This is a genomic window from Rhodothermus profundi, from assembly GCF_900142415.1.
GTDB lineage: Bacteria > Bacteroidota > Rhodothermia > Rhodothermales > Rhodothermaceae > Rhodothermus > Rhodothermus profundi.
This window is the reverse complement of sequence record NZ_FRAU01000003.1, coordinates 81,337-99,816: the sequence shown is the minus strand read 5'-3', so window position 1 is coordinate 99,816 and position 18,480 is coordinate 81,337. Positions and strand designations below refer to the sequence as shown.

The window sequence follows — 18,480 nt, the reverse complement described above, 5'->3', positions numbered from 1 at the left end:
CATCCGCTCAGGGATGCCGCCGGCCTGCTTACTTACGAATGCCTAGCTCCTCAATAATTGCACGGTAACGCTCGATATCCTCACGCATCAGATAATTGAGCAAGCGCCGCCGCTTACCGACCAGTTTCAGCAGACCACGGCGCGTAGAAAAATCTTTCGGATGGCGTTGCAGATGCTCGGTCAATGCATTAATGCGGTGCGTGAAGATGGCAATCTGGACCTCAGGCCGGCCCGTGTCGTTTTCGTGAGCGCCGTACTTGCGAATAAGTTCGCGCTTGAGTTCTTTGCTAATCATGTGCTGTGGTCCCCTCTTTAGATTAATACCATGCTAAAGAAGCTGACCCGCAACTTCCACAAAGCCGCGTGTCAAAAGATCAGGCCTCATGCTGAGGCCTCCAGTACCTCCATACAACGCTGGCGATCACGAAAAAGTTGCTCCCGCAGCGCCGCTACCGATGGGAAACGCTGCTCATCTCGAAGCCGCTCAATAAAATCCACCCGAAGAAGCTGCCCATACAGATCGCCTTCGAAGTCCAATACATGGACCTCAAGCGTGCGCTGGCCTCCTGCAAACGTGGGACGCACGCCGATGTTCATCATCCCGCCTCGGGGCAGCTCCGCATCTGGCAACCATACCCGAACAGCATACACTCCGTTGCGCGGTACCACCTTGCGCGGGTGCGTAAGCTGCAGGTTAGCAGTGGGAAATCCTAGCGTTCGCCCCCTCCCTTCACCACGCACGACAGTAGCCTGCAGCATATAGGGACGTCCTAGCAGCTCGCTGGCCAACCGCACATCCCCGTGCTCCATAAGAACTGTCCGTATCAGGGTAGACGAGACCGTCCGGTCTTCCACAACCTGGGGGGGAATTACATCCACCTCAAACCCATAACGAGGGCCCAGCTCCTGGAGCAGCGCCACATTGCCTTCCCGATTACGGCCAAAGGTGTGGTCGTACCCCACACAGATGGCCTGCAATCCAATGTGGCGCACCAGAATCTCTTCGACAAACTGCCGCGCCGGCATAGAAGCCAACGCTGAGGTGAAAGGCAACACAATAAGCCGCTCAATCCCCAGCTCCGCCATAAGCGCAGCCCGCTCCTCCACCGTAGTCAGCAGAGGAACGGGTTCGCCGCGGAGCACCTCCCGAGGATGGGGGTCAAAGCTCAGTACCGTACTGATGCCGTTGCGCTCGCGCGCCCGCGCCATCAGAAACTGCAAAACTGCCTGGTGTCCACGATGCACCCCGTCGAAGGTGCCAACGGTTACTACTGAGCGGGCGTCATGGACTACCTGCTCCAGGCCTCGTTCAAATCGCATCGCTTATGTGTCTGCCTGCGTTGAGGAAGCCTGCGTCTGCAACGCCCTGGCCAGGGCCTCAAGCGTCCAGGCCTGTTCAACGCGATACGGCCCGGACCGGGTGCGTCGCAGGGCCACCAGATGCGCCCCACACCCCACTGCCTGCCCAAAGTCGTGGACGAGGCTGCGAATGTACGTGCCCTTTGAACAGTGGACGCGAAAAGTTACATCAGGTCCTTCTCGCCCCAGCAATTCGAACGCATAAATCTGCACGCGGCGCCTGGGTCGCTCAACCACTTTGCCAGCCCGCGCCTGCTTGTAGAGGCGCGTGCCTTTCACCTTAACTGCCGAATAGGCGGGCACTTCCTGCACAATTTCTCCGATAAACTGCCGGCGCGCGCGCTCCAGATCCTCATCACGCAGGTGTGCCCAGGGGCGACGTTCCACGACCTCCGTTTCTGCATCATAGGAAGGCGTAACTTCTCCAAGCCGCAGAACGCCCTCATATTCTTTATCCTGGGTCATAAAATGCACCATCCAGCGCGTTGCACGCCCGATCAGGCAGATCAGCAATCCAGTAGCCAGCGGGTCGAGCGTGCCGGCATGACCGATTTTGCGCACGCGCAACAGCTTGCGGAGCTGTCGAATAACATCAAAGGACGTAAGGCCCTTCGGCTTATCAATCAGCAAAACGGCCGCCTTCCATTGCTCCGGCAGCCGCGGATAGCCATAGACCAGGGCGTCAAGGTTTTCCGGAGGCGGTGTTGCCATTGATCAGGAGGTCTGGCCTTCTCGGCGGGCCCGCTCTTCGCGGATGCGCGCCAGTAGCTCTTCAATCCGCTGCGCCCGCTCTATGGTTTCATCCAGAATGAAGCGCAGCTCAGGCATAAAACGCATCTGATGGCGGATGCGCTGCGCAAGCGCCGCTCGAATCTGAGGCGTCAGCTCCTGAAGCCGTCGAAATGCTGCCTGCTTCTGCTCAGGAGACGCATAAATGCTTACGTACACCTTGGCAATGGACAGATCACGGGTCGGCTGCACATCGGTCACCGTAGTCATCGGCGGCAACTGGTCCCCAAACTCATGCTGCAGAATATCAGCTAACTCACGCTTGAGCAGGCTACCTACGCGCTGCACCCGAATGCTGCTGCTCATCAGACCTCCAGTTTACGCCGCTGTTCAACAATCTCAAAGGCCTCAATCTGATCCCCTACTTTGATGTCGTTGAAGTTTTCAATGCCTACGCCACACTCGTAGCCGCTCTGCACCTCCCGCACGTCATCTTTGAAGCGTTTAAGTGATGAAATGGTACCTTCGTAGATCACCACGCCATTGCGGATGATCCGCACCCGATCCCCTCGACGAATGCGTCCCTCAATCACACGACAGCCGGCCACGGTACCTACCTTTGGAATCTTAAACGTTTCGCGCACCTCAGCCACGCCAACAACCCGCTCCGTCTTCTCAGGCGACAGCAGCCCTTCGAGCGCATCCCGCACATCCTCAATCGCCTGATAGATTACCGAGTAGAGCCGAATGTCTACGTGCTCCCGCTCGGCCAACTGACGCGCACTGCTGGTAGGACGCACCTGAAACCCAACGATGATGGCATTGGAGGCCGAAGCCAGCATCACGTCGCTCTCGGTAATAGCCCCTACACCGCTGTGGATGATGCTCACCGCTACCTCATCGGTCGACAGCTTCAGCAGCGCATCGCTCAACGCCTCAACCGAACCAGCCACATCGCCTTTGATGATCAGGTTAAGCTCCTTCAGCCGATCGCCCTGCGCCATCCGGCGACTGATCTCGTCAAGCGAAATGCGGCGCTGCTTGCGCAGCATCTGCTCGCGGCGAATCTGCTGCCGCTTCTGCGCGATAGCCCGCGCTTCCTTTTCGTCCGGCACCACCACAAACTGATCTCCTACCTCTGGAAGTTCATCAAAGCCAAGCACAAGCACCGGAATGGTAGGTCCGGCAACTTCAACGCGATTTCCGCGCTCATCAAACATCGCCCGCACCCGGCCACTTGTTACGCCTGCCACAAAAGGATCGCCAACGCGAAGCGTTCCGTTCTGCACCAGCACGGTGGCAACATTGCCCCGTCCCTTCTCTACACGGCTTTCAATGATGGTGCCTACAGCCGGACGATCAGGATTGGCCTTCAGTTCATGCAGCTCGGCTTCCAACAGGACCTTCTCAAGCAAATCGTCAATTCCCTCGCCGGTTTTGGCCGAGACCAGCGCGCACTGCACCTGCCCTCCATACTGCTCAACCAGCACCCCGTTTTCGGCAAGCTGCTGCATGACGCGCTGCGGATTGGCCTCGGGCTTGTCAATCTTGGTGATCGCCACCACAATAGGTACACCGGCCGCCTTCGCATGGTTGATTGCCTCGATCGTCTGAGGCATCACTCCATCATCGGCCGCCACCACCAGAATCACAATATCTGTTACCTTGGCGCCACGGGCTCGCATGGCCGTGAACGCTTCGTGCCCGGGCGTATCCAGGAAGGTGATATGCCGCCCGTCCGGTAGCTCCACATGATAGGCACCGATATGTTGCGTGATGCCTCCAGCCTCCCCTGCTACGACATTCGTATTGCGAATATAATCAAGCAGCGAGGTCTTGCCGTGGTCTACATGCCCCATCACGGTGACGATAGGCGCCCTCGGCTGCAAATCCTCTGGCCGATCCTCCGGAATTTCAATCTCCAGTTCATTATAGTCGGTGATAAACTCAACCTCATAGCCAAATTCGTCCGCCACAAACTGGATCGTGTCGGCGTCAAGCCGCTGGTTAATCGAGACAATCATTCCGGCATTGAAGAGCGTCGAAATGACCTCGCTGACATCGACGCCCATTAGCTCGGCCAGCTCGCCTGTGGAAATGTACTCTGTAACGCGGAGCTTGCGGGCCTCTTGCGCCTCTTGCTGCGCCTCACGGGCCCGCTCCTGGGCATGGCGTTCTCGCCGCTCGCGGCGCCGGCGCTGGCGAATGCGACTGACGCCCTGCTCCAGCTCCCGCAGCGTTTCCTGGAGCGATTGCTCTACCTCCTCCTCGTCGACCCGGCGAATGCGTTTGCGTTTACGCTTGCGCTTGGGACGGGGCTTTTCCTCCTCGTCTTCCACAGCCACCTTGACCACCTCTTCTTCTGGCGCAGGCTTCGCCTTCCGCTTCCGTTTGCGCTTGCGCTTCCCAGGCCGCGCCTCATCGCCCTCAATTTTGGACAGATCAATCTTTCCAATTATCTTGGCCCCCTGAAGCTGATAGCGCTGCGCGCGGATAACCTCATCCGCTTCCGCCTTTTCTTCTTGCTCTTCGGCGGCACCCGCTTCCATCTCGGAAGGCTGCTCCGGCACGACCTCTTCTGTTTCAGGCTCAGGCGCTTCGACCGTTACCGAGGCCTCCGGCATCTCGTCCGCTTCCTCTGCAGGAGCCTCAGCCTCCACGGCCCTCTCGCTCTCGGCTACCGGCGCTGCTTCTGCTACAGCAGACGTCGCAGAGACCTCCACAACTTCTGGGCGCTCATCCGTTGCAACAGGCATTTCGGCGGGCACCTCTTCAGGAAGTTCTGAAGCATGAGCTCCTTCTTTTGCCGCCACGGTTTCCCGAGCTGCAGGCTCCTCCACGGCGGCTTCCGTAGCTGCTTCCGATTCTTCTCCTTCGTCCTCTACCAATGCCTCAGCAGATTCAACCGCCTCAACTTCTTCTTCCCCTTCTTCAACCTCCTCCTCAACTTCCACTTTAGCTGCCCGCGCAGCTTCAGCACGCGCCTCCCGCAGCTCCTTCAACCGGGCTGCGACCTTTCGGTCGTAGTCAAATGCTTCCAGCAGCGCTTCGTAGGCCTCCTCATCTTCCAGAACGGCATTAGCCCCGCGCCCCGAGAGCGCGTGGGCATAGCCCAGCTCCTTCAGTTGCTGCTCAATGGTGTCGATCCCGACGTTCAGCTCGCGGGCCAGTTTAAACAACCTGATTTTTTTGAACTTGCTCTGTGCCATAAGCGCCTGTTGCGTCCTACTCCTGTCGGCGGTTAGCCTTCCAGTTCTTCTTCGTCTTCGAACTCTGCGCGGATTACCTCCATTACGCGCCGCGCCGTTTCCTCGTCCAGCCCGGAGCGTCGCATCAGTTCTTCGAGCGACAGATCAAGCACTGCCCGGGCTGTGTCACAGCCAATTTCACGCAGGCGCGCAATAATCGATTCATCAAGCTCGTCTGCAAACTCCTCGATTTCGATATCTTCCTCATCTGGAAGAATTTCGCGATAGACGTCTAGCTCGTATCCTGTCAGGCGCGAGGCCAGTCGGATGTTGACGCCGCCACGGCCAATAGCCTGGCTGACCTCGTCGGCGCGCACCACCACTTTAGCACGCGGTGGGTTGGCCTCTTCATTCAAGGTAACCGAGAGAGGCTTGGCGGGCGCCAGTGCTCGTTTGATGAGCTCCCGCGGATCATCGGACCATTCAATAACATCGATGCTCTCATTGGAGAGCTCACGTACGATTGCGTGGATCCGATTCCCCCGGAGCCCTACGCAGGCGCCAACCGGATCTACGCGCTCGTCATGGCTGACGACCGCCACTTTAGCGCGCTCGCCCGGTTCCCGAACAATTCTTTTGACCTCAACAATGCCTTCTTCGATTTCAGGCACCTCCAGTTCAAGCAAACGCTCCAGGAAGACCGGGTCGGCCCGGCTGATAATAACCTGGGGCGTTCCCCCAGACTCTCGACGCACCTCCTTGACAATCGCCCGAAGCGTATCCCCCTTCCGATAGCGGTCACGCGGAATCTGCTCTTCGCGGGGCAGGATAAGCTCCGTGCGGTTATGCATGACCAGCACTTCCCGCCGGCGAATCTGATAAATCTCGCCGACCACAATTTCTCCGATTAACTCGGAGTATTCCTGATAGATTTTCTCTTTTTCCAGATCCCGGATGCGCTGGCTGAAGGTCTGGCGCGCCGTCATGATAGCCCGTCGCCCGAACTCGGAAATATCGAGTTCGCTGGCTACCTCGTCGCCCACCTCAAAGTCGGGGTCAATCTTGCGCGCCTCGCTCAGCTCAATCTGGGTCACAGGATCCTCCAGCTCCCAATCCGGCACTACTTCCCGAATATGGAGGATCTGGATATCGCCGTGATCCGGGTTAAAGATGATCTCAAAGGCTTCATCGGATCCATAACGCTTCCGGAGCATTGCCCGGAAGACGTCCTCCACAATCAATTGAAGCGTATCCCGATCGATACCCTTCGAGTGGGCAATCTCTGCAAAGGAAGATACCAGCTCGCTGTTCTGCATGGCTCACCTGTCACCGTCTTAAGGCCCGCTTCACCAGGGCAGGCAGACGCGGGCCGATTGAATTTCTGCGTAGCGCAGCCGACGCAGCGACCCGTCGGGAAGTTGCAGTTCAATGGCTTCCGCATCGGCCTGCTGCAACGTCCCCCGCAGCCGCTCAGCCGGCATGCCCTCCCTGGCCACCAGCAGCACCTCCAGCATTCGCCCCACGTGTTTGGGGTATTGCCGGGGATGCACCAGCGGCCGGTCAACACCTGGCGACGACACGTTCAGCGTGTACGAGCCAGGCAATACGTCGTCACTATCCAATAAAAAGCCTATTTCCCGACTTAATTGTTCCAGATCCTGGAGTGAAGGTCCTCGGTCGCCATCAATAAAAATCTCGACCACGTGCGCGCCTCTTCGACCGCGCACCACCACATCAATCAGAAAGAACGCTGTTCCCTGCAAAACCTCTTCAACCCGGGCGCGGATCTGTTCGACCAGCGCCGACGTTCCGGAAGCTGTCTGCATCATGATTTTTCTCTGCTGCAAAAAAACGCCCGTACCACGGACGGCCGGGCGTCACTACCTGAGCGGGTTGAATGAAAAAAGGGCGGCTTGAGCCCCCCTTTTCATGCACACCGACTCCGTTCCGTGGAGGCGACCTCTCGACCCGCTCACTCCCGACGGGATAAACGACAGGTGCGAAAGCGGGTTCCTCAGACCAACGTGGGTCGCCGCTCGCTTTCGACAGGCTCGGGATAATCAAGCATGTAGTGCAACCCGCGACTCTCTCGACGCATTTGCGCACTTCGAATGATGAGGTAGGCTACCGCGATCATGTTTCGCAACTCACACAAGCCTGGAGAAAGGCGAGCCCGCCGGTAAAAGTCTTCCGTTTCTTCGTAGAGGAGCCGCGTGCGACGCAGTGCCCGTTCCAGACGAAGTTGCGAGCGCACAATGCCCACGTAGTCCCACATGATGCGCCGCAGCTCATCACGATTGTGCGAAATAAGCACCCATTCCTGGGGCCGCTCGGTGCCCCGGTCATCCCAGTCGGGAACGTCGGTGCGCCAGGCTTGCGCCTGCACATACTGCACGGCATCTTCAGCCGCACGCCGCGCAAAAACGAGCGCCTCCAGCAGCGAATTGCTTGCCAGGCGATTGGCACCATGCAGCCCGGTGCAAGCGACCTCCCCGGCCGCGTAAAGTCCGTGGATGGTTGTGCGGCCGTGCAGGTCCGTCAGCACGCCCCCGCATTGATAATGCGCTGCCGGCACCACCGGAATGGGCTGCTGCGTCATATCAATGCCATAGCTCAGCAAGGTCTGATAAATATTGGGAAAGCGACGCCTGATCTCCTCGGCAGGCCGGTGCGAAATGTCCAACCAGACATGAGGCTCCCCCCGCCGCTTGAGCTGATCATCTATAGCCCGCGCGACAATGTCGCGGGGCGCCAATTCGGCCCGCGGGTCATAGTGCGGCATAAAACGCTCTCCGGCCAGATTATAGAGCCGAGCGCCTTCTCCCCGCACCGCCTCGCTGATCAAAAACGACCGTTCCTGAGGCCCTTCTGGATGAAAGAGCGTGGTCGGATGGAACTGAATGAACTCCATGTTGGCGACCCGCGCCTTTGCACGGTAGGCCATGGCCACGCCGTCACCGGTCGCCACGGGAGGGTTTGTGGTGTGTAGATATACTTGTCCCGATCCTCCCGTGGCAAGCAGCGTAGCCTTTGCTAGAAAGGTATGTATGACATCTGCCTGTTCATCCAGCACATAGGCTCCGAAACAATGGATGTCTGGCCGCAGGCGCGAGACGTATTGACCGAGATGGTGTTCGGTGATGAGATCAACGGCGTAGTGATATTCAAAAATGTGAATGTTGGGGTGAGCGCGCACGCGCGCCAGCAGAACCCGCTCCACTTCCCGCCCTGTTGCATCGGCAGCGTGCACGATACGGTTTCGGGAGTGCCCGCCCTCCCGCCCGAGATGCAACCGCCCCTGCTCATAAGTAAACTGCGCGCCGAGCGCGATGAGCTCGCGTACCCGTTCGGGCCCCTCCCGCACAACCGTCTCAACCACTACGCGGTCGCACAGCCCGGCTCCTGCCTCTAACGTATCCTGCACGTGCTGCTCAAACGAGTCGGCCGCGTCCATGACGGCCGCAATGCCTCCCTGCGCGTAGTTCGTGTTCGACTCGACGCTTTCTTTCTTGGTGACAATGGCCACCGAGCCGTGGTCGGCTACGCGCAGAGCAAAGGTCAGACCGGCAATTCCGCTACCGATGACCAGAAAGTCAAACTGATAGCGCTCGGGCATGTCAGGAGACTTCGTTCACCTGCGACAGCAGGTAGGCACGGATGAAAGGATCCAGTTCTCCATCCATCACAGCCTGCACATCCGTCACCTTGGTTTCCGTGCGATGGTCGTTGACCATCGTGTAGGGCTGAAAGACGTACGAACGAATCTGGTTACCCCACTCAATCTTTTTCTTCTGAGACTCGCGTTTGCGCTTTTCCGCCTCACGGATTTCACGTTCCAACTGGTAGATGCGACTTTTGAGCATGGTCAGGGCCCGCTGCCGATTCTGAAGCTGGCTGCGCTCCTCCGTGCATTCGGCGACCACCTTGACCTCTTCGCCGTTTGAGAGTTTTCCTCGCCAGATTAGCCGGACGCCCGTCTCCACCTTGTTGACGTTCTGCCCGCCCTTTCCACTGCTACGGAACGTCTGCATTTCAATTTCGTCCGGGCGAATATTAACCTCAATCGTATCGTCGATTTCTGGATAGACAAACACGCTGGCAAACGACGTATGCCGCCGGCCACTTGCATCAAATGGCGAAATGCGCACCAGCCGATGCACGCCGGACTCACCTTTCAGGTAGCCGTAGGCATACGGACCGGCGATGCGCAGCGAAGCGCTCTTGATACCCGCTACGTCCCCCGCCTGGTACTCAAGCAGCTCCACCGTATAGCCATGCCGCTCGCCCCAGCGCGTGTACATGCGCAGGAGCATCTCGGCCCAGTCCTGGCTTTCAGTCCCCCCAGCGCCCGGATGAATGGTCAGGATAGCGTTACGATGGTCGTCCGGATCGGTCAGTAAGCTGCGCAGCTCCAGCTCGTCAAGCTGTTGCTCCAGGCGGGCCACTTCCCGCTCAATCTCCTCCTGGAGGTCTGCTTCCGGATCTTCCTGCTGGAGCTCCAGGAGCGTTAACACATCATCTGCCTGGCGACGCAGTCGCTCCCACGCCGCCACCCAGGATTCCTCTTCAGCAATCTGCTTTTCCACAGCACGCGCCCGCTCTGGATTGTCCCAGAAGCCTGGCGCCAGTCGCTCTTCATTCAGCGCGGCAATCTTCTGTTTACGCCCGGGGATGTCAAAGAAACCTCCCGAGCGTGTCCACACGCTCTAACAGGCTTTGGATTTTTTCTTGCATTGCAATAACGGTTTTTGTACTCCCTGCAAACGTTCTATGCCTGTTGCGGCGCTGACAACGACAACGCACGGCTCAGGTTTCCACCCGACGCTCCTCTTTCACCCGCGCTACAAACCGCTGAATCCGGCGCACCGCTTCCCGAATATGCTCCAGCGATGTGGCGTAGGCGCAGCGAACGTAGCCTGCTCCGCTCGGGCCAAATGCATCCCCCGGCACTACGGCAACCCGCTCTTCCCGAAGCAGCCGCTGCGCAAACTCCTCAGACGTCAATCCAGTGGAACGAATGTCCGGGAAGCAATAAAAAGCCCCCTCCGGCTCAAACGTAGGCAGACCAGCCGCCCGCAATCCATCGACAATCACGCGGCGACGCTCGTCGTACGCCCGACGCATCCGTTCCACATCCTCCTGGGCCTCTCGAAGTGCTGCCAGCGCTGCCACCTGCCCCATCGTAGGCGCACTCATCACCATATACTGGTGCAACTTATACATCGCCTTCAAGATGGGCTCCGGCGCACAGGCATACCCAATCCGCCAGCCCGTCATGGCATAATCCTTTGAAAAACCGCCCAGCAACACGGTACGCTCCCGAAGCCCCGGAATCGACGGCACGCATACATGTCCTTCTGCATACGCACGGCCATAAATCAATCGGTCATAAATCTCATCAGAAATGACAAACAGATCATGCCGGACCACCAGCTCCCCGATCTCCTCCATCGTCTTCCGACGCAGCACAGCCCCTGTCGGATTGTTCGGATAGCCGATCATGAGCACCTTGGTGCGCGGCGTAATGTACGGTTCCAGATCGGCTGCCGTCACCTGGAAATCATTCTCTACTGAAGTGGGCACATACACCACACGCCCTCCCGCAAAGGTAGCCGTTGGTCCATATGAAACAAAACAGGGCTCGGGAATCAACACCTCATCCCCGGGCTCCACCAGCGCCAGCATGGCCAGTTGAATGCCTTCCGCAACCCCTACCGTTACCAGAATTTCTCGCGCCGGATCGTAGCGCACGCCATAGCGCCGGGCCAACTCCTCTGCAATCGCCTCCCGCAACTCGATCAATCCAGCATTGGCCGTATAGCCTGTCTGACCTGCCCGCAGCGAAGCAATAGCCGCCTCAATGGCAGCCGGCGGCGAAACAAAATCGGGCTCGCCAATTCCCAGCGAGATAACGTCGTCCATGGTAGCGGCAATCTCAAAAAAGCGCCGAATGCCGCTGGGCGGCACGTTGCGCACGCGGGCTGCCAGACGCGCCTCCAGTGAAGATAACGGAGCCGTACGGTCTGTCATGGGTTCCATCGATCCATGCTTACAAGCGTGAGGGTGAAATATACGTGCTTTCGGCGCCCCTTGCACAGGCAGGTATCCATGGCCTGGCAAGGATCTCGCCAATGTTCTATTTTATCTCAAGGACACCCCGGAAACGCTTTCAAACAGACCACAAGTTTCCTTATGGCTACGATTTTTCACAACTACATCAACGGCGCATGGGTTGACTCCGCATCAGGACGTACGTTTGAAGATCGCAATCCGGCACGCTGGTCTGACCTGATCGGTCTGTTTCCTCGCTCTTCTGCAGAAGATGTAGACCAGGCCGTGGCCGCTGCCCGGGCAGCCTTCCCGGCCTGGCGGCGCTTGCCCGCTCCCCAGCGGGGAGAGATCCTGCGACGCGCCGGCGATCTGCTCCGCGCTCGCAAAAATGAGATAGCTCGCGCCATGACGCGCGAAATGGGGAAGCCGTTTTTTGAAACGCGCGGCGACGTGCAGGAAGCCATCGACACGGCCTATTATGCAGCCAGCGAAACGCGCCGCCTCTTCGGCCACACGGTCCCCAGCGAACTGCCCCGCAAGTTCAACATGACCATCCGGCAGCCGCTGGGCGTCGTGGGTGTTATTACGGCCTGGAACTTCCCGGTAGCCGTGCCAAGCTGGAAGATCTTCCCGGCGCTTGCCTGCGGGAACACCGTAGTCTTCAAACCCAGCGAAGATGCCCCCCACAGTGGCATGCTCTTCGTCCAGACCCTGATCGAAGCGGGCGTGCCTCCAGGCGTCATCAACCTGGTGCACGGCGACGCTGAAGCAGGAGCAGCTCTCGTAGCGCATCCGGATGTGCAGGCCATCTCCTTTACGGGCTCTTCAGAAGTGGGTGCTCGCATTGGAGAAATCTGCGGCCGCCTCCATAAACGATGCTCCCTGGAAATGGGCGGGAAAAACCCGCTCATTGTTATGGAAGACGCCGACCTCGACCTCGTCATTGATGGGGTCCTCTGGGGCGCCTTTGGCACCACAGGCCAGCGCTGCACGGCCACCAGCCGCCTGATTCTGCATGAGGCAGTGCACGACGAAGTGGTCGAACGACTCTGCAACGCGGCTCGGCGTCTCCGCCTCGGCGATGGCAATCAGAAAGGTACAGACATGGGACCGCTTATCAACCAGGCTGCCCTTGAAAAAGTGCAGCGCTACGTTGAGCTCGGGCTTCAAGAAGGAGCCCGCCTGGTACTGGGCGGCCGGCGCGCCACCGGATCAGGCCTGGACGAAGGCTTTTTCTTTGAGCCCACCATCTTTGTAGACGTCAAACCCGACATGCGCATTGCGCAGGAAGAAATCTTCGGGCCCGTCCTCTCGGTGCTGAAGGTCAGTTCGCTCGAAGAAGCCCTTGAGGTAGCCAATAGCGTGCGCTACGGTCTGTCGTCCTCTATTTATACCCGCGACCTTGGACGGGCTTTTCAGGCAATTCAAGAGCTGGAAGCGGGCATCGTGTACGTAAACGCCCCGACCATTGGCGCAGAAGCTCATCTGCCCTTTGGCGGCGTCAAACAGACCGGCAACGGCCACCGGGAGGGCGGCTGGGAAGTATTTGACTTCTACACCGAAACCAAAACCGTCTACATCGACTACAGCGGCCGCTTGCAACGCGCCCAGATCGACACGGCGCAAGACTGATTTACGTCTCCTCGTCAATGAGGAGCACATGCCGGAAGTAAACTTCTTGTTCGAAAGAGGCGCCCAGCGCGCCGGCTACCAGCGCAAGCGTCGCGACAAAGCCGGCAAAGGTCAGATAGTGCTGCCAGGTGGGCGCCAGATCCGCCCAGCCGGCAATCAACCGAAACGTGAACAGCAGCCTGCTCACCAGAAGCACCGCACAGAAAATGACGACAAACGTTGTCGCCATGCCCAGCACGACCGCCATGCTGGCCGCCATACCGGCCACCGTACGCTGCTCACTGAAACGCACTTCCCATCGATGCCGCCGAAGTAGATGCTGGCGCTGGAGCACGTAAAGCGATGTGATGGCGAGTATGAGAAGGGCCAGCAGCGCAACGCGCAGCGGTGGCTGGCTCATGCCCAGCTCCCAGACCTCTGCCGTTAAGAGCAAAAACAACACAGCAGAAAAAGCCGCCGTCGTCAGGCGACTGAAACGCAGGGGGAAAAGCCACGGCTCGACCTCCCGCACCGCCTCCCAGATATTGCGCCACTCACGTCCCAGTACTCGTAACCCAAATCCTAGCCGAGCCCCCCATTTGCGCGCCAATCCCGGCCGACGATACGCCAACGTTTCCTCCAGACGCTCAGCCGCTACCTCCCGCAGCGCTTTTTCCATGCGTTCTCGGTCGCGAAGCCGATGCATGCGGTCCAGATCGGCCGCCGTCTTCAGGTCATACATAAAATCGACCGGATCATCCTGATGAGAAAGGCCGTTCAGATGCCCCAGCAGATGCATTGCCAGCGCTGTTACCCGCCGCGCAATGATTTCAATCCGCTCCGACTCCTCCACCTGTTCATCCTCCACGATAGGATCCAGCCGCTGCGTTGAGAGGACGGCGGCGTCAAGCGCCGATGACGGGGCGCCCAGTGCAAAAGGCTTGTAGTGACTTTTCAGCGCCGCAGCAGTGACCACCAGCACAAAATCCCAGCGCCCATGATCGCGTTCATCGGTGGCCGCTTCCAATAACTCAACGGGCTCAACAGGAGAGGTTGCGCGCAACTCTCGCCGCCAGACAACCGGAAAGCGCCAGCAAAAGCCCGGAAACCATGCCGTAACCAGCTCGGCCAGACGCGCTCGGGCCAGCGCCAGAGCTCGCCGGTCTACCTCATCAAACGCGCCGGCTAACACCCAGCCCACCTCGACCGTAAGCTCTCGGTCGACAGACTGGGACGCCGGCGCTGCCAGCTCTAACGTAGTTCGAAACTCGTCGCCCATCGGGTTATATCGAATCCGTTACGGCCCGGGCACGCTTTCCAAGAACCAGAATGACGGCACTTCGTTTCTGGGGTGTTTTGACAGACAGGGAACGATCCAGTTACTTCCATGCTGCTGGCGGCGGGTCTGCAACTGCCTTTCCTGGGCGAGCTGGTTACGCTCCTGGGCGCCGGGACAGCCATTGCTTACCTCTGCTATCGACTGCGCTTAGAGCCGGTGGTGGGCTTTCTCCTGGCCGGCGTGCTGGTAGGCCCCGGAGGCATTGGCCTGGTTCAGAATGAGACGCTCATCGGCCGCATGGCCGAAATCGGCGTCATTTTGCTGCTGTTCTCGATTGGCGTTGAATTCAGCCTGGAAAAACTGGCCCGGCTCAGTCGCCTGGTGTTAGGCGGGGGCCTACTGCAAATGGGTATCACAACGATGCTGGTGGCGCTGCTGCTTGCGCTGATGGGTACGTCCTGGCCCGTCGCCATCTTTACTGGAACACTGGTAGCGCTGAGCAGCACCGCCCTCGTAATGAGTCTGTTGACCGAGCGAGGCGAAACCGGAAGTGCTGCCGGTCAGGCCAGTCTGGCCATCTTGATTTTTCAGGATCTCGCGGCCGTTGGTCTGGTCCTCCTGGTGCCTATCATGGGAGGCGCAGGCGGCTCCGCGACTGATGTTGTTTTTACGCTGCTGAAGGCCCTGCTCCTCATTGGCGTAGTGCTAGTACTGGCGCGCTTATTGATTCCCCGCCTGCTCGACTATGTCGCGCGCACCTATCGGCACGAGCTATTTCTACTAACGGTTGTCACGCTCTGCTTTGGGACGGCTTTTGTTACCGGACTGGTCGGCATTAGCCTGGCCCTGGGAGCGTTCCTGGCCGGCCTGGTGGTCAGCGAAAGCCCTTATGCCGAGCACACGCTCAGCGAAATCTTACCGCTGCGCACGGTTTTCAATGCGATGTTTTTTATGTCGGTGGGCATGTTATTGGACGTACGCTTCGTGCTCACCAACCCCGGCCTCGTGTTTGGCATTGCGCTGCTCATTGGAGTTCTGAAAGCAGTGGTTACGGGCGCCAGTGTGCTCGCGCTGGGCTATGGGCCGCGCGTGGCCGCTATCGTCGGGCTTGGGCTGGCGCAAATCGGCGAGTTCTCTTTTGTGCTGGAACGACTGGGCCGGGAAGTTGGCCTGCAACCGCTAGGCCAGCCAGACGGCGATGCCCTTTTCATTGCTTCGGCAACGCTGCTCATGCTGGTCACGCCGCTTCTGCTACCTGCCGGCCACCGGCTGGGACGCTGGCTGGAGGCGCGGTGGCCGGTTCGTCTGCCGGCCGAGCTGACGGCTGATGGCCAGGAAGTTTCTTTAGAGAACCACCTGATTCTGGTAGGCTACGGACGAGACGGGCAGCACCTGGCCTGGATGCTACGGCCCCTTCAGCTCCCCATGCTCGTCATCGATTTAGACCCGCACCGCGTGCTCGAAGCGCGCGAAGCAGGTTTGCCCACGCTGCTGGGCGACGCAAGCCGACGCGCCATTCTGGAAGCCGCCGGCATCCGCCAGGCAAAGGCACTCGTAGTGCTGATCGACGACCGCACCGCAGCCGAACGCCTGGTGCGCCTGGCCCACTACCTGAACCCCACCTTACGGATTATTGCACGAGCCGGTTTGCTTCGCGACGTGGAGGCGCTGCGCGAGGCCGGGGCCGATCTGGTTGTGCCGGAAGAGCTCGAGACGCCGTTGCGGCTATTCTCCCATGTGCTCAACGCCTACGGCCTTTCTGCCGAAGAAGTGGCTGCCGAAATTCAGGCGCTCCGCGCCGACAACTATCAGGCGTTTCGCCATCCGGAGCACGTCCAGCACGTTCTTTCGGCGCTTACCCGCGACCAGTTGCACACGCGCGAAGTCACTGTGCATCCCACCGCGCCCGTTGTGGGACGCACGCTGGCCGAACTGGCGCTGCGCTCTCGCTATGGCATTACCGTCCTGGCCGCTTACCGCAACGATCGTTTTATCCCCAACCCGGGAGGCGACTTTCAGATTCGTCCTGGGGATCGACTGGTGCTTGTGGGGCCAGCCCAGGCCTTCGTCGCCTGCAGCTCGCTGTTTCGCACCCCTCTTGCCGCGCAACATGCACGCCAACTGGGCTTTTCTGCTCAGGAAACAGCCGAACTGGAAAAGGTGGAGCCTTCCTACCCCTCCCAGTAGGCCCAGTAGCGCCGGTCCGGCACGCCGTAGTAACGGAAGGGCTGTCGCCGTTTCCGAGAGTAGAACAGACCGATCAGCAACAGTCCCGCTACAAATCCACCGATGTGCGCCCAGTAGGCTACCCCTCCTCCTACCTGCGTAAAGGCGGCCGAGGTCAACCCGCCTACAATCTGCAGCGCAAACCACCACGTCAGTACGAAAGCGGCAGGCAGGGCTATGATCGGAAAAAAGAACAGCAGAGGCACGGCCAGAAACACGGTCGCCCGCGGAAACAGCACCAGGTAAGCGCCCAGAACTCCTGAAATAGCCCCACTGGCGCCAATAGCCGGCACTGTGCTGGTGGGATTCATCAGCACATGGGCGATGCCGCCCGCCAATCCGCTGAGCAGGTAAAATGCCAGAAAACGCCCTGATCCGATCGTTCCCTCCAGCGACTTACCATAGACGTTGAGATAGAGCATATTGCCGATCAGGTGCGCAAAGCCACCGTGCAGGAACATCGACGTAAAGAGCGTTAGCAGCACCTCAGGCTGCTCCTGCCAGTTCATAATCCAGGCAGGTACCGTCCCCCAGCGATACAGGAAAGCTTCCAGGCGCGGCCCCTGCAACAGTTCTACGAAGAAAAAGAATACGTTGAGTCCGATCAGGGTGTAGGTTACAAACGGGTAATGCCGCTCAGGGATGTCGTCGCCAATGGGAATCATGACGGCTGTCGTCCGGCTGGTCTATCAGAGCGATACGGAAGCGGCACGTACTCTACGGACGGCCGCATGCGGGTAGGCTGCGGATACAAGGCCATGAGCGAGTAAATTTCTGGAGGCATATCGGTTGAGACAGGCAACCCGAGCGCCCGCACATCATCCACCCGAAGCGGATGGTCGTGCGTCCACACCCCACTGGTTAGCAGGTGCGCCACCCGGGCTGCCCGCTCGGCCGGCATTTTACGTTCAAGCAACTGCCGCACGCTGTGCGCCACCTGTCCAAGTGCCTTTTCGGCTACATCGGCCAGAATCAGGGTTTCATCACTGACCTGTCCGGCTCCCTTGCGGCGCACGGCTGCTACAATGGAGGCCGCTGCATGCTGACCGATTTGCGGATCGACAGGTCCCAGCACCGCAAAAGGATCCATGACAATCTCGTCGGCTGCCAGCGCCAGCAACGTCCCGCCACTCATTGCATAGTGCGGCACAAAGACCGTCACCTTGGCCGGATGCTGCGCCAGTGCCCAGGCGATCTGCTCCGCAGCCAGCACCAGACCGCCCGGCGTGTGCACGATCATATCAATTGGACAGGCAGGATCCGTCATGCGGATAGCCCGCAGCACCTCCTCCGCATCGTCGATAGAAATGTATCGGTGAATGCCGATGCCCAGCAACGAAACGGTTTCCTGCCGATGAATCAGGGAGATTACCCGAGATCCTCGCTTTTGCTCTAATCGTCGCATGATCTGCGCCCGCCGCGCCTCTAAAATTTGCTGGCGCAGAGCAGGCGTCAGGCTCATCAGAATGAGAAATAGGAAAAACAGATCATTCATGACTCCTGGCAGGTGCGTTACAACAGCAGGTTAAATATCTCCATTGCCCGTTCCCAGTGCAAGGCCTGGGGATTTTTGACGTCGGGATCCAGAATCTTAAACGCTCGCGCCAGCGCTACCGTGAGCGCGCCAACCAGGCGAGGAAGCTCTGCCTCTACTTCGTAGCTGTACGCTAAATCAAGCGGTGGTAACGTTGCCAGATGCTCCAGAATCGGTTCCAGCTCTAGCTCCGTGTCAAGGGTTTCAAAGACGCGGATGCTTTCGCGCAGGCCGTTTGTAACGGGCAGGTCATGCACCTGAATGACGTCGCGTCCGTTAGCCCGGGCTGTCGCCTGCGCGGCCAACAGCAGATCATAAATCTTCTGCCGCAGAAAGTCGGTCAGACGCTTCAGATCACTTTTATCGACGTCTAAGCCAGCGGCCATGCGAAACAGCCGCTCGAACTTAGCCACAGCCATTAAATCCGCCATTGTCTTTCCTTCTGTTGGTTTGACATAAAAATCCCTCCTCCCCTTCTACCCGGTCCTTTCCTCGTGAAGGGA

Annotated in this window: 16 protein-coding genes; 2 read left to right on the top strand and 14 right to left on the bottom strand. The window is 59.1% G+C overall.

The genetic code is table 11. The features are described from left to right. Nucleotides 1-28: 28 nt before the first annotated feature. The 10 genes from rpsO to BUA15_RS05490 all read right to left on the bottom strand — a co-directional run bounded on the left by rpsO (nt 29) and on the right by BUA15_RS05490 (nt 11,306). Complete coding sequence (gene rpsO / locus BUA15_RS05535; protein WP_272482042.1) at nt 29-292, bottom strand: 30S ribosomal protein S15; 264 nt, start codon at nt 290-292, stop codon at nt 29-31. Nucleotides 293-381: 89 nt separating this feature from the next. Beyond that, nucleotides 382-1,320: a bifunctional riboflavin kinase/FAD synthetase gene (locus tag BUA15_RS05530; protein ID WP_072714985.1), complete on the bottom strand. Its 939-nt coding sequence runs from the start codon at nt 1,318-1,320 to the stop codon at nt 382-384. Between the two features lie 3 nt (nt 1,321-1,323). Continuing rightward, entirely contained in the window at nt 1,324-2,070 is a 747-nt protein-coding gene (truB, locus tag BUA15_RS05525) for a tRNA pseudouridine(55) synthase TruB (protein WP_072714984.1), read from the bottom strand. A gap of 3 nt (nt 2,071-2,073) precedes the next feature. Further along, entirely contained in the window at nt 2,074-2,454 is a 381-nt protein-coding gene (gene rbfA / locus BUA15_RS05520; RefSeq protein WP_072714983.1) for a 30S ribosome-binding factor RbfA, read from the bottom strand. Continuing rightward, a complete protein-coding gene (gene infB, locus BUA15_RS05515; protein ID WP_072714982.1) occupies nt 2,454-5,297 on the bottom strand; it encodes a translation initiation factor IF-2 in 2,844 nt (947 codons plus the stop codon). Before infB ends, rbfA begins: the two co-directional genes overlap by 1 nt. A 32-nt stretch (nt 5,298-5,329) precedes the next feature. Beyond that, nucleotides 5,330-6,592, bottom strand: coding sequence for a transcription termination factor NusA (gene nusA, locus BUA15_RS05510; RefSeq protein ID WP_072714981.1), 1,263 nt, complete (start codon nt 6,590-6,592; stop codon nt 5,330-5,332). Nucleotides 6,593-6,622: 30 nt separating this feature from the next. Then, nucleotides 6,623-7,105, bottom strand: coding sequence for a ribosome maturation factor RimP (locus tag BUA15_RS05505; protein ID WP_072714980.1), 483 nt, complete (start codon nt 7,103-7,105; stop codon nt 6,623-6,625). A 185-nt stretch (nt 7,106-7,290) separates the two neighbouring features. Continuing rightward, nucleotides 7,291-8,892, bottom strand: a complete 1,602-nt coding sequence (gene nadB / locus BUA15_RS05500) for an L-aspartate oxidase (RefSeq protein WP_072714979.1) — start codon at nt 8,890-8,892, stop codon at nt 7,291-7,293. Between the two features lies 1 nt (nt 8,893). Further along, nucleotides 8,894-10,010 (bottom strand): peptide chain release factor 2 gene (prfB, locus tag BUA15_RS05495; RefSeq protein ID WP_245771934.1). Its coding sequence is split into 2 segments (ribosomal slippage): nt 8,894-9,952 and nt 9,954-10,010, totalling 1,116 coding nucleotides; the frame shifts between segments, so codons are not numbered across the junction. A gap of 72 nt (nt 10,011-10,082) precedes the next feature. Then, complete coding sequence (locus tag BUA15_RS05490) at nt 10,083-11,306, bottom strand: aminotransferase class I/II-fold pyridoxal phosphate-dependent enzyme (RefSeq protein ID WP_072714978.1); 1,224 nt, start codon at nt 11,304-11,306, stop codon at nt 10,083-10,085. Nucleotides 11,307-11,468: 162 nt separating this feature from the next. On the opposite strand from BUA15_RS05490, the gene BUA15_RS05485 reads away from it, so the two are divergent. Beyond that, a complete protein-coding gene (locus BUA15_RS05485) occupies nt 11,469-12,959 on the top strand; it encodes an aldehyde dehydrogenase family protein (protein WP_072714977.1) in 1,491 nt (496 codons plus the stop codon). A 1-nt stretch (nt 12,960) separates the two neighbouring features. Here the strand turns inward: BUA15_RS05485 and BUA15_RS05480 are convergent, their stop codons facing one another. Then, nucleotides 12,961-14,217 carry a zinc metalloprotease gene (locus tag BUA15_RS05480; RefSeq protein ID WP_072714976.1) on the bottom strand — a complete coding sequence of 419 codons (1,257 nt, stop codon included), beginning with the start codon at nt 14,215-14,217 and terminating at the stop codon, nt 12,961-12,963. A 108-nt stretch (nt 14,218-14,325) separates the two neighbouring features. Between BUA15_RS05480 and BUA15_RS05475 the strand changes: the two genes are divergently transcribed. Further along, on the top strand, nt 14,326-16,404 hold the full coding sequence (locus tag BUA15_RS05475; protein ID WP_072714975.1) for a monovalent cation:proton antiporter family protein: 2,079 nt from the start codon (nt 14,326-14,328) through the stop codon (nt 16,402-16,404). On the opposite strand, the gene BUA15_RS05470 is transcribed toward BUA15_RS05475, so the two are convergent. Genes BUA15_RS05470 through BUA15_RS05460 form a run of 3 tightly spaced genes read right to left on the bottom strand, consistent with a single transcriptional unit; the run spans nt 16,389 to nt 18,408 of the window. Beyond that, on the bottom strand, nt 16,389-17,108 hold the full coding sequence (locus BUA15_RS05470) for a rhomboid family intramembrane serine protease (protein WP_072714974.1): 720 nt from the start codon (nt 17,106-17,108) through the stop codon (nt 16,389-16,391). The two genes, BUA15_RS05475 and BUA15_RS05470, sit on opposite strands and share 16 nt — an antisense overlap. Further along, entirely contained in the window at nt 17,105-17,938 is an 834-nt protein-coding gene (locus BUA15_RS05465; RefSeq protein ID WP_072714973.1) for an SDH family Clp fold serine proteinase, read from the bottom strand. Before BUA15_RS05465 ends, BUA15_RS05470 begins: the two co-directional genes overlap by 4 nt. A 17-nt stretch (nt 17,939-17,955) precedes the next feature. Further along, nucleotides 17,956-18,408 carry a DUF1931 family protein gene (locus BUA15_RS05460; RefSeq protein WP_072714972.1) on the bottom strand — a complete coding sequence of 151 codons (453 nt, stop codon included), beginning with the start codon at nt 18,406-18,408 and terminating at the stop codon, nt 17,956-17,958. Between the last annotated feature and the right edge of the window lie 72 nt (nt 18,409-18,480).